The sequence below is a fragment of the Bradyrhizobium diazoefficiens genome, from assembly GCF_016616885.1.
Lineage (GTDB): Bacteria > Pseudomonadota > Alphaproteobacteria > Rhizobiales > Xanthobacteraceae > Bradyrhizobium > Bradyrhizobium diazoefficiens_F.
Map to the genome: position 1 here is coordinate 5,252,205 of NZ_CP067102.1, position 12,230 is coordinate 5,264,434.

Here is a 12,230-nt window from a genome sequence, read left to right on the forward strand (position 1 = left end):
GTCGTTTGCAATTTTTCTGCGCAGGCAGCGTAACCTTACCGCAAATATTGCGGAAATCCAGACTGGCGCGGCAAGGTTGCCGGTGGCCTTCAGCTCTCAGCGCTCGCCTACCGCTCTGCCCACCGACGAGCGGTACAATAGGAGTTCTATTCCCAAGGCGAAGGAGCTCGGTGGCCTGCTGAGGTCGTTGTTGCGGGTGAACCGGACTTGTCTGCCGTGATCCTTGACCAGCGCTTTTGTGAAGGGTTTCGGATGCCGGCCGCTTGAGGGACAGCGCGGCGTACTCGGCGGCCGGCGTCCGAAAGCCTCCAAGGGAGGAAACCGCGCTTGAGGCAACGTAAGGCCGTGCCGCAGGCGCTATGGGGATTTGAGTGCCGCGGATGAGCTGGTTGATTGGGACCGAGCCGATGCAACGAGTCGTACGACGGTGAAGCGGCTGACGAATGAGCGGCGGTTGGCGTCGAACGCCATGAGTTGTCCGACGATTTGCGACGGCTGGCGGATATCTGAGCGCACCCTGCCGTGGCCGACGCTTGTAGCCGCTTTGACCTCTCAATGCACACGTAGCGCACACGACAGCAATGTGGACAACACCAGTCCCACGCCCTCGCCCGACCGGGTCGGCGCAAAGCAGATGACATGTTCCGGTCCATCGTGGCGCAGATAGTTATTCTCGAGGCGCCCTAGCAACACGCCCTTGGACGCGTACAGGCCGGCCGCCGTGATCTCCTTCAGAGCGGCCCACCGTGCCGAACCGTAAGTCGTCACCAACTGGCTTTGGTGCGCGCGCCACACCGAATTGACGATCGCAAACAGCGCGCCGGCGATGCCCCCACCTGCGGCGATTGCTCCGCCCTCCTCGAATATCTCGGGCGCATAGGCTTCAAAGGCGAACCACCATTCGAACAACCGCCAAGGCAGACAGAGGGGATAGCCGTCGATCAAGAACCAAGGCTCACCCAAGCGCTGCTGATATCCAAGAGCCGCGGCGGTCCATTGCGTCGTGCCCCAGGTCCATGCGACAACGATGCCGAGCACGACGGCGATCTGACCGACATAGATTTTCGCCGGAAACATTTTCTGCCCCATTCAACTCTCGCGAACGAGCGCGGCGAGATGAAAAGCGGGAATCCTTCGCGCATTCAACCTGAATAAAAATCGGTCGCGGCAACGAGATCCGTGTCGATCAAACCCGTCAATGCGAGATCGTTAATGCGCCAATCTCGGCGTCTTTGAGGAAGTAGCTCAATAGACCGTGAGCGGCATTATGAAGCTGGCTCAACTATCCAACCAACTGCGATTCGCTCAGCGCAGAAGCTCGTTTCGATTGAGAGAACGAATCGACCGCCTCGCTCGAGCGCAAGTATTCGACGGCGCGCATCGACCGAGTGTCCAGAAGGGCGGCGCGTTATACTCACTTCGCGAAATGAGTATAGGCTCGCGAACGAGCTCGCGCAGCCAGCGGCGGACGTCTATGGTAGTGCAGGTACCACCAGCGTCATCCGCCGCGAGCTTGGATGGCCTTGGTCGAAGCGCAAGGGCGGGACGCCAGGAGGGCACGGTTTGCTCGTCAACTGCACTGCCGACATTTGCGGTTGTACCGGGTTCGAGCAGCACGACCTCGCAGATACCATCCAAAGTGGCAGTTGCCATGTTCGTACCCTGAATATGGGCGCCGAGGCCGTAGACAGTGTCGTTGGCGATCTCGATCGCCTCCTCCACGGTGTCGTAGGCAATGATCGACAGCACGGGGCCGAATATCTCTTCCTGCGCTATCCTCATGTCGCGACTGACGTTCGAGAAGATCGTCGGCCGCGCATAGAGGCCGATCTGAAGCTTGTCCGGCCGACCCGGCCCGCCGATCACGAGCGCCGTCCAGGCCGACACCGATCATGATCTGGACGCGCTCGAACTGCGGCCGGTTGGCGATCGGACCATGGGTCGTGCTTTCCGCAAGCGGATCGCCCACCGCCAGTTCAGACGCCACGCTCTTTCGATCGCGGTTGGCTGGCCGCATCGGCCCAAGGAGCCGCGCCGGTCAGGGCATCGTTGCTGTCGATGGCATCGGGCGCGCTTTCGGAAGCGCGATGTGGTTCCCACACGGGCGCGAATTTGCCACTCTCGGCTTGGTGATCACATCGCCCCGTACCCAGGCACAGGGTACTGGTCACTGGCTCATGGAACAGGTGTTCGAGCGGTGTGGCGATCGGAATCTGAGCCTGAACTCGGTCGATGCCGCCTATCATCTTTATCTTTCGCTGGGCTTCAGGAAGCGGTCGTCTATCAGTGGCAGGGAGAGGTCGTGTCACCGCTCTCACCGGTGCCGGTTCTGGACGGCGAGTTGAGGTCGCTGTCAGCCGAGAATGTTGAAGAGATCGCAGCACTGGATGAGCGCGCGTTCGGAACACGCCGCCAGAAGCTGCTTTCATTGCTTTCAGAAGGCGCGTCAATCTGCACTCTAAGCCGCGGCCACGAGACCGTCGGTTACTCCATGAATCGCGAGTCGGACGCGGACATGTGATCGGTCTCATCGTAGCAAGCAATGATTGTGACGCGCCCCATCTCATGGCCGTGCATCTTAAAGTCTTGGCCGGACGCTTCGCCCGCGTCGATACGCGGGAGCAGGCGGGTCTGTTTGCCGACTTTCTTCAGCAAAGCCGCCTAGGGATGAACGACACCGTCATAACCATGTCCGGCCGGCGATTCCTGAACCGAAAGGAAAGCGAGCCGTGGGTCTACGGGCTAGCCGGTCACGCGTTGAGCTGAAGCTGTGAAGCATGAGACGAGAAGGGCCCTGTAGCGATAGGCAACCTATTTCCATGTCCGAAGTCGGCAGCAACCAGCTCCACTCCGTCCGTTTTGCTCGCTCTAATATCCCATTTTACGACGTGCATCAGATGGATCCTCCGCTTGGTGCCCGTCTTCACTCGTATGGAGCTACCCTCAAAGTTGTTACAAAGCTGCAAGCGGACCACTGCTACCTGTAGGACACGACAGTCCGCCGCTGCATTCGAGTTTGATTTGCCTTGGCTTGGGACGTGGCAAGTTGACGAAATCGAGCCAAGTGATACGTTTTGCGCTGGCGATGCAGCCAATTGAACCGGGCGCCGGAATAAAGGCGTGATGGATAGGCCCGTCTAACGAGTTTTCGCACTCGTCCGGTATCTCCTAGCCAGCACGCCCGAATACAGACATCTGCGCCCGACGAGTCTCCTTCGGCTCGGGTTGGCGCGCATGGTTTACCGAGATGATCCTTTGCTCATTTTTGGGCGCGGGCTGGGCCCATGGTCCGCAGGTCCTGCGTGAAGAGGACGGCATTCTGCTGTGCCGTGCCTGCCGTGAAAGCATCGACGGTGAGCGCAAGATCGTGCTGGCCGCGCTCCCGGCAGCGGAGCATCCAAATCCACAGAGCCTTGATCGCCTCACACATGAGTTCGGGTTGATGAACGAGTTGGACGGCGCCTGGGCGGCGAAGCCGATGGAGCTGCTGCAGGATCACAGCCGGACCATTCTTGTGCTTGAAGATTTCGGCGGCGAGCCGCTCACCAGGCTGATGGACGGGCCCATCGAAATGGGGGACTTTCTGTGCATCGCCGTCCAGATCGCAGCAGCGTTGGGCAAGGTCCATCAGCGCGGCCTCGTGCACAAGGACATCAAACCGGCCAACATCCTGGTGGATCGCACCAAAACGAGCGTGCGGCTCACTGGCTTCGGCGTTGCGTCGCGCCGGCCGCGTGAACGACAGTCTCCGGCGCCTCCCGAATCCATAGCCGGCACGCTCGCCTATATGGCGCCCGAGCAGACCGGACGCATGAACCGCTCGATCGACTCCCGCAGCGACCTGTACTCGCTCGGGGCCACGCTCTACCAGATGCTCACCGGTTCGCTTCTCTTCGCCGCGACCGATCCGATGGAGTGGGTGCACTGCCACATCGCCAGAAAGCCGGCACCGCCAAGCGACAGCTTTGCAGACGTCCCACCCGCAGTTTCGCGAATCATCATGAAGCTGCTCGCCAAGATGGCCGAGGAGCGCTACCAAACTGCGGCCGGCGCCGAGCGGGACCTGCGGCGCTGTCTTGCAGAATGGGAGCGTCAGCACCGCATCGACGATTTCCTGCTCGCCCAGCACGACGCCCCCGACCGGCTGCTGATCCCCGAGAAGCTGTATGGGAGGTCGCACCAGGTCGAGACCTTGCTCGCCTGTTTCGGCCGCATCGTCGAGAGCGGCGTGCCGGAACTGGTGCTGGTTTCGGGATATTCCGGCATCGGTAAATCCTCGGTCGTCAATGAACTGCATAAGGTGCAGGTCCCCTCTGGTGGTCTCTTCGCATCGGGCAAATTCGACCAGCACAAACGCGATGTCCCGTATGCAACGCTCGCGCAAGCGTTCCAGAGCCTCGTTCGACCGTTACTTGGCAAGAGCGATGCGGAGCTGAGCGGGTGGCACCGCGACTTTCTGAACGCGCTCGGCCCCAATGCACAGCTGATGGTCGACCTGATCCCGGAGCTCGAGCTCATTATCGGCCAACAACCGCCGGTGTCGGATCTTTCACCGCAGCAGGCGCAAGGCCGTTTTCAGGTGGTGTTGAAGCGGTTCATCGGCGTCTTTGCCCGCCCCGCGCATCCGCTGGTTCTATTCCTGGACGATCTGCAATGGCTCGATGCGGCGACGCTCGACCTGCTCGAGGATCTGTTGACACGGTCGGATCTGAAGCACCTGATGTTGATCGGTGCCTATCGGGACAACGAGGTCGATACCGCTCATCCCCTGACGCGCATGATCGACGTCATCAAAGCCGCGGGTGGAACGATCACGCAGATCACGCTTGCGCCGCTCGGCCGCAAGCACCTCGGGCAGTTGCTCGCGGACGCGCTTCGCTGCGAGCCGGAACAGGCGGCACCGTTCGCCCAGATGGTGCTCGAGAAGACCCGTGGCAATCCATTCTTCGCCATTCAGTTCATGTTCTCACTCGCCGAAGAGGGCCTGCTCGCTTTCGACCACGAAAAGACCGGCTGGTCGTGGGATCTCGATCGCATTCACGCCAAGCGATACACCGATAACGTCGTGGACCTCATGCTCGGAAGGATTACCCGCCTTCCGGCTGCGACGCAGACCGCCGTGCAGCAAATGGCCTGCCTCGGCAACATCGCCGAGACGGCGATGCTTTCGATCGTGCTTGAAATTCCGGAAGAGCAGGTCCACGCCGCGCTGTGGCCGTCCGTGCGACAGGAATTGGTCGAGCCTCAGCCAGGTGCTTATCGGTTCGTCCACGACCGATTCCAAGAGGCGGCCTACGCGCTGATTCCCGAGCACGAACGGCCGGCAGCCCATCTTCGGATCGGCCGACTGCTCGCGGCGCGGACGGCACCGGAAGCCATTGAGGAAAACGTCTTCGAAATCGCCAACCAGCTCAATCGCGGCGCGGCCTTGATCACCGAGGCGGAAGAGCGGAAGAAGTTGGCCGAGCTGAACCTGCTGGCCGGCCGGCGCGCCAAGGCGGCAACGGCCTTCGCCATGGCGCTCGCCCACTTCAGCGCCGGTGAGGCGATGCTGCCGGAGGACCGCTGGGAGCGGCAATACACGCTCAGCTTCGCGCTGGCCTCGCAACGTGCGGAGTGCGAATTCGTGACCGGCGAGCACGCCGCCGCGAAAGCCCGCCTTGCCGAACTGGCGGGCCGCGCCGCGACCCTTCCCGATCTGGCCGCCGTCACTCGACTGCAGATGGAACCAAACGACCGCGACATCGAAATCGGCCTCGCCTATCTGCGCCGTGTCGGCATCGTCTGGCCGGCGCGGCCGACATCGCAGGAGGTCGCGCAGGAGTATGAGCGGATGTGGCGGCACATCGGCGCGCGCACGGTCGAGGCGCTGGTGGATCTGCCCCGGATGACCGATCCGATCGCGCGCGGCACCATGGACGTCCTCACCGTACTGGTGTCGCCCGCCTGGTTCATCGACGAAAAACTGCGCCGCCTCATCATCGCGCGCATGACGAATTTGAGCCTGGAGTTCGGCAACTCCCATGCGTCGTGCCTCGCCTATATCCTGCTCGGCACCGTACTTGGGCCTGACTTTCACGATTACGAGGCGGGCTACCGCTTCACCCAGCTCGGCCTTGACCTGGTCGAAAGATACGGATTGGACCGCTTCAAATCGCGCGTCTATCTCGGCTTCGGCAGCTGGACACGGCATGTCCGGACAGGGCGGCCGCTGCTGCGGCGGGCGTTCGACGCGGCGCAGCAGGACGGCGACTTCAACTATGCGAGCTTCAGCCGCCACCACCTCATGACGCATCTTCTTGCCTGCGGCGATCCGCTCGCCGAGGTGCAGCGGGAGGCCGAGGCCGGCATCGGCTTCGCGCGCACGGCGCACGTTGACCTTGCCGTCGACAGGCTCATCGGGCAGCTCCAGCTGGTCCGGATGCTGCGCGGCCTGACTGTCAAATTCGGCAGCTTCGATGACGCCGATTTCAGCGAGGCTCAGTTCGAGCGTCATCTGGAAGCGGACCCGCAGCTGGTTCATGCCGGCTACTGGTACTGGATCCGCAAGCTGCAGGCGCGCGTCCTTGCCGACGATCCGACCGCCGTCGCGGCAGCGGCGAAGGCGGAAGGAATGCTGTGGACGTCGAAGGCGCTGTTCGAACGGGTGGAGCTGCACTTCTATGCCGCGCTGGCGCAGGCCGCTCGCAGCGATTTAGCATCCGCCGAACGTGCCCTGCGTCTCGAAGCCATGGCACCCCATCATCGTCAGCTTCAGCAATGGGCCCGCATCTGCCCAGATGACTTCGCGGACCGCGCGGCGCTCGTGGAGGCGGAGATCGCCCGCATCGAGGGCCGCGAGCTTGATGCGATGCGTTGCTACGATCGGGCCATCGCCGCCGCGCGCGCGAACGGCTTTGTCCATAACGAGGCAATCGCCAACGAACTCGCCGGGCGGTTCTATGCAGCGCGAGGGTTCGAGAAGATCGCCAATGCCTATCTGCGCGACGCGCATTATGGATATCTCCGTTGGGGTGCCGATGCCAAGGTGACGCAGCTCGAGCGGCTTTACCCGCGGCTGCATGTGGTGGAAGACGATGGCGCCGTCGCGAAGGCGAGCGGCTCGCTCCAGCAGCTGGACGTCACCGCCGTCGTCAAGGCGTCGCAGGCCGTATCGAGCGAGATCGAGCTGCCGAGGCTCATCCATTCATTGATGAAAATCGCGCTGCAAAACGCAGGCGCGGATCGCGGCCTGCTGATCCTGTCACGCCAGGGCGACTTCCGGATCGAGGCGGAGGGACAATCGAGCGTCGATGAGTTCACGGTCGCGATGCGTGAGGCACCCGTCTCCGATCGCGATTGTCCGGAGGCGCTGCTGCGCTATGTCATTCGCACGCAAAAACCCGTCATCATCGATGACGCATCGGGGCCAGATCCGCTCTGCGACGCCGACTATGTGAATCGCCGGCACCCCAGGTCGAGCCTGTGCCTGCCATTGATCAAGCAGGCCAAGCTGATCGGGTTGCTCTATTTCGAGAATAGCCTGGCCACGCACGCTTTCACTCCCGACCGTGTCGCGGTGCTGGAAATGTTGGCAGCGCAAGCCGCGATTTCGCTCGAGAACACCCTGCTCTACCGCGATCTGCAGGAACGTGAGGCCCGCATCCGGCGACTCGTCGATTCCAACATCATCGGGATACTGTTCTGGGGTGCCGACGGTAACATCAGCTACGCCAACGAGGCCTTCCTGAACATGACAGGCTATTCCAGGGAGGATTTGGTGTCTGGAGCGGTCAGCTGGAAGGAGATGACTCCGGCCGAATACGAAATTGGCGACAAACAGAGGTGTGACCAACTTCGCCGGTCGGGAGAAGTCGCGCCCGGCGAGAAGGAGTTCTTCAGAAAGGACGGCAGCCGGATTCCCGTGCTGGTCGGCTCGGCTGCGGTGGCAGGGTCCCCTGATCAAAGCATCTCCTTCGTGCTCGATCTCACAGAACGCAAGCGGGCGGAAGCTGAAGCGCGCGAGAGCGAGCGGCGCTTTCAGGAAATGCAGCTTGAGCTGGCGCACGCGAACCGGGTCGCAACCATGGGTCAGCTCACCTCCTCGATCGCCCATGAGGTCAGCCAGCCTATCAGCGCTGTTGCTCTCAACGCCGGAGCGGCCTTGAACTGGCTCCGCCGGAGCCCGCCCGATCTCGAACGAGCGCGAACTTCAATGCAGACCATCGTCAACGACGCGCATCGCAGCAGCGAAGTGATTGGCCGACTTCGTGCACTCTTCAAGAAGGCACCGCCACGCAAAGATCACCTGGATCTCAACGAGACGATCGAAGAGGTGATCGTCCTTACGGGTAGCGAGGCGCTCAAGAGCGAGATTTCGGTGAAGACGCAACTTGCGGACGGTTTGCCGCTCATCGAGGGCGATCGTGTGCAGTTACAACAGGTCTTGCTCAACCTTGTTGTCAACGCGATCCAGGCCATGGCCACGATCGATGATAGGGCGCGAGACCTACTCATTACCACGGCTGCGGCCGGATCGGACTCCGTGCTCGTCCAGGTCGCCGATTCCGGGCCCGGCCTCGATCCACAATTGCTCGAACATGTTTTCGATCCATATTTCACCACCAAGCCTCACGGCATGGGCATGGGCCTGGCCATCTGCCGTTCAATCATCGATGCGCACAATGGACGCTTGTGGGCCAGCGCCAACGAACCCTGCGGCGGCGTCTTTCAGTTCACGTTACCGGCAGGTCCGCAGGGTGGAATCTGACCAGGCCTGGGAAGCCTAAGCACGCTGCCATAACGGAACGGCTTCGTCGACGGCCGTTCGAGGCTTGTCTGTCAAACCGGAGACAAGTGAATCACATTCCATGATGCCGGCTTCAGCGTCGCGCGCATCCGCGCGCCGTCGATGGTGGCGCCCTGGAACGGCCCTGGCTTCACGCGCTCGGTTGCGTCCTTGGTGTTAGTCGCCTGGAGATCGTCGTGGCGCAATTCATGCGCCTCGCTGACGGCGAGCCGGCCAAAACTGCGCGCCTCGAGGTTCACTTCCATCTCCTGCGTCAGGTCGCGGTTGAGCATGAAGAGGGAAAGATTCCCGCCTTCTCCCGCAACGGCCGCGATCTTGAGATACGGCACCTTCGGCACCGGAAACGTGAAATCGTTGGTACCACGCGGATCGTAATAGGACGAATCGTAGGCCTCCGACTCGACCTGGGTGCGCAGAACCTTGCCGCGGCCAAGGCGGCTCATTTGCGCGAATGGAAAGAAGATGGTCTGGCGCCAAGCGCGGCCGCCAGTCTCGGTCATGATCGGCGCGATCGCATTGACGAGTTGCGCAAGACAGGCCGTTCTCACCCGATCGGCGTGATTGAGCAGCGAAATGCAGGCGCCGCCGAAGGCGAGTGCATCTTCCATCGTGTAGACTTCCTCCAGGATCGGCGGCGCCACCGGCCACCCCTCCTTGATCCTGTCGGCCCGGTTGCGGCGGGTCCGATACCAGACATTCCATTCATCGAAGCTCAGCATCATGCGCTTGGTGGAGCGCCGCTTCGCCGCCACCGCGTCGGCGAGCGCGACGACCTCGTCGATGAAGCGGTCCATCAGGTCGGGGCTGGCGAGGAAAGATGCCGTATCCAGCCTGTAGTTGTTGAGGTAGGTATGGAGCGAAATATACTCGGCATGATCGAACGTGTGCTCGATCACGGTGTCTTCCCACTGGCCGAATGACGGCATGTTTCGCCCGGACGAACCGCATGCCGCAAGTTCGATGGTTGGATCCACCCATCGCATCATCTTGGCAGCTTCGCGCGCCACCGCACCATAGGCCTCGGCGATCTTGTATTCCATCTGCCACGGGCCGTCCATTTCGTTGCCAAGGCACCAGAACCTCACATTGTGCGGCTTTTCCCAGCCATGGGCGCGGCGCAGATCCGACCACGCTGACCCGCCCGGATGATTGCAGTACTCGACTAAGTTGCGCGCGGCCTCCCCGCCCCTGGTGCCGAGGTTGACCGCCATCATCGGCTCGACCCCGGCGGCCTTGCACCAGTCCATGAATTCATTGGTGCCGAAGCTGTTTGGTTCGGTGCTGAACCACGCAAGGTCGAGCCGCGCCGGGCGTTTGTCCACCGGGCCGACGCCGTCTTCCCAATTGTATCCGGAAACAAAATTGCCGCCGGGATATCGGATGATGGTGGGACCGAGTTCCCTAACCAGCGCCAGCACATCGCCGCGAAACCCATTTTTGTCCGCCGTCGGATGACCTGGCTCATAGATGCCACCATACACACAGCGTCCCAGGTGCTCGACAAAGGCGCCGAACAAACGCGGGTCGGTGTGGCCGATGGCAAAATCGCGATCCATCAACACGCTTGCTCTTCTCATGTTCGCCTCTCGGATGCCGTGTCGCTGGTGAGATGGATCATAGGGATAGAAGGGTCCGCCACCACTTCAGCCAATAGCGCGGCTTCGCGCAACTGACGGGAATAGGGATGCTGCGGCGCATTGAGCACCGTCCTCGCATCACCGCCTTCGACGACGCTGCCCTTCTGCATAATCATGATGCGGTCGCTGGCATAATAGGCCGTTGCCAGATCATGGGTGACATAGATGATGGAGATGCCGAGATCGTCACGCAGCGTCTTGAACAGGTTGACGACGGATATGCGCAAGGACGCATCGATCATGGACACCGGCTCGTCGGCCACGATCAGCTTCGGCTTGGCCAGCAGCGCACGGGCGATCGCGACCCGCTGAAGCTGTCCGCCGGAGAGCTCGTGCGGGTATCGACGGCTCACTTCCTTCAGCGACAGCCCGACCTTGTGCAGCGCCTCGTCGACGGCCATCTCGGGCGTGATGCGCCGGTCGGCCGCGATGAAGCGGCGCTGTGTCATGAACAGATAGCGCTCGAGCCGCTTCAGCGGGTTGAAGGATTCGAACGGATTCTGGAAGATCGGCTGCACCTTGTGCATGAAGGCCAAGCGGTGGGCGCCGGAGCGGATCGTCGCAAGGTCGACGCCATCGAACAGCAATTTGCCGCTGGTCGGCGTCTCGATATTCAGGATCATCCGCGAGAGCGTGGTCTTGCCACTGCCGGATTCGCCGATGATCGCAAAGATCTCGGGCCGCCCTGCGTCGAGCTGGAAGCTTACGTCCTTGACCGCAGCAATCCGCTGGCCCGACAACCGTCCTCCCCGGGTGAAGGTCTTGCTGACCTGGCAGACATCGAGCAGCAGGTCGCTCATGCCTCATCGCTCCGGTTGACGGCAAAGCAGGCGACGCGATGCGCGGGCGCGGTCTCCAGCATAGCGGGGACCTCGCGCCTGCAAATCTCCATCGCCAGCGGGCAGCGCGGATGGAAGCGGCACCCCGGAGGAGGATCTGCAAGATTTGGCGGCGCGCCTTCGAGCCCCTGGCGGGGGACGTCATCGCCGATCCGAGGCAGGCTGGAGATGAGATGCCTTGTGTAAGGGTGCCGCGGATTGCGGAAGATCTCCGCTGTCGCGGCCTCCTCTATCAGGCGGCCGGCATACATGATGCCGAGGCGGTCGGTCACATGCGCGTGGACGCCCAAATCATGGGTGACCAACAGGACCGACGAGCCGATCTCGCGCCTGATACCGCTGATCATGCCGAGCACCTCCTTCTGCACCACGACGTCGAGCGCGGTCGTGGGCTCGTCGGCGAGAATGACATCAGGACGGCAGATGGTGGCGAGCGCAATGGTGGCGCGTTGACGCATGCCGCCGGACAGCTCATGCGGGTAGGCCGCCAGCACCGACGGGTCAAGCTTGAGGCGCGCCAGATGGGCGACCACCTCCCGCTCGAATTGCTGGCGGCTGCCGCCGATATGCGGATGTGCGAAGTCGATGAACGCCGCCCGGAGCCGGCGCACCGGGTTCAGCACGTTCATCGAGCCCTGCATAATGTAGGACAAATGCCGCCAGCGGATCCGCGCCACTTCCCCGGCCGGCGCGCGGTGCAGTCCGCCATAGCCGGGCAGGAATGCGAAATCCACGCGGCCGCCGACCACTTCCAATGGCGGCCTGACCGCACCCGCGATCGTCTTGATCAACGTGGTCTTGCCGGAGCTGGATTCGCCGGCTAGCCCGTAGATCTCGCCGCGGCGGACCGCGAAGCTGATGCCGTCGACGGCCTTGACGTCGCGCTTGACGCCGAAACGATCGGTCCGGAAGTGGGCCCGCAGATCGCGCACCGTCAGGATCGGCTGGGCGTCGTCGGGCCGGTCG

General features: G+C 62.3%; 5 protein-coding genes and 2 pseudogenes. 2 read left to right on the forward strand and 5 right to left on the reverse strand.

The window, feature by feature from the left end:
• Positions 1-552: 552 nt before the first annotated feature.
• Positions 553-1,089, reverse strand: coding sequence for a type IV secretory system conjugative DNA transfer family protein (locus tag JJC00_RS24710; RefSeq protein ID WP_433996458.1), 537 nt, complete (start codon positions 1,087-1,089; stop codon positions 553-555).
• Positions 1,090-1,641: 552 nt separating this feature from the next.
• Positions 1,642-1,990, reverse strand: a pseudogene (locus JJC00_RS24715) (aldehyde dehydrogenase family protein); the annotation flags it as partial.
• On the opposite strand from JJC00_RS24715, the pseudogene JJC00_RS24720 reads away from it, so the two are divergent.
• Positions 1,937-2,766 (forward strand): annotated as a pseudogene (locus tag JJC00_RS24720) (GNAT family N-acetyltransferase). The pseudogenes JJC00_RS24715 and JJC00_RS24720 overlap by 54 nt on opposite strands.
• A gap of 481 nt (positions 2,767-3,247) precedes the next feature.
• Positions 3,248-8,749: an ATP-binding sensor histidine kinase gene (locus JJC00_RS24725; protein ID WP_200468502.1), complete on the forward strand. Its 5,502-nt coding sequence runs from the start codon at positions 3,248-3,250 to the stop codon at positions 8,747-8,749.
• A gap of 71 nt (positions 8,750-8,820) precedes the next feature.
• Here the strand turns inward: JJC00_RS24725 and JJC00_RS24730 are convergent, their stop codons facing one another.
• Genes JJC00_RS24730 through JJC00_RS24740 form a run of 3 tightly spaced genes read right to left on the reverse strand, consistent with a single transcriptional unit; the run spans position 8,821 to position 12,205 of the window.
• On the reverse strand, positions 8,821-10,365 hold the full coding sequence (locus JJC00_RS24730) for an alpha-N-arabinofuranosidase (RefSeq protein WP_200468503.1): 1,545 nt from the start codon (positions 10,363-10,365) through the stop codon (positions 8,821-8,823).
• Complete coding sequence (locus JJC00_RS24735; RefSeq protein ID WP_200468504.1) at positions 10,362-11,225, reverse strand: ABC transporter ATP-binding protein; 864 nt, start codon at positions 11,223-11,225, stop codon at positions 10,362-10,364. Before JJC00_RS24735 ends, JJC00_RS24730 begins: the two co-directional genes overlap by 4 nt.
• Positions 11,222-12,205, reverse strand: coding sequence for an ABC transporter ATP-binding protein (locus JJC00_RS24740; protein ID WP_246774287.1), 984 nt, complete (start codon positions 12,203-12,205; stop codon positions 11,222-11,224). The genes JJC00_RS24735 and JJC00_RS24740 overlap by 4 nt, the downstream gene beginning before the upstream one ends.
• Between the last annotated feature and the right edge of the window lie 25 nt (positions 12,206-12,230).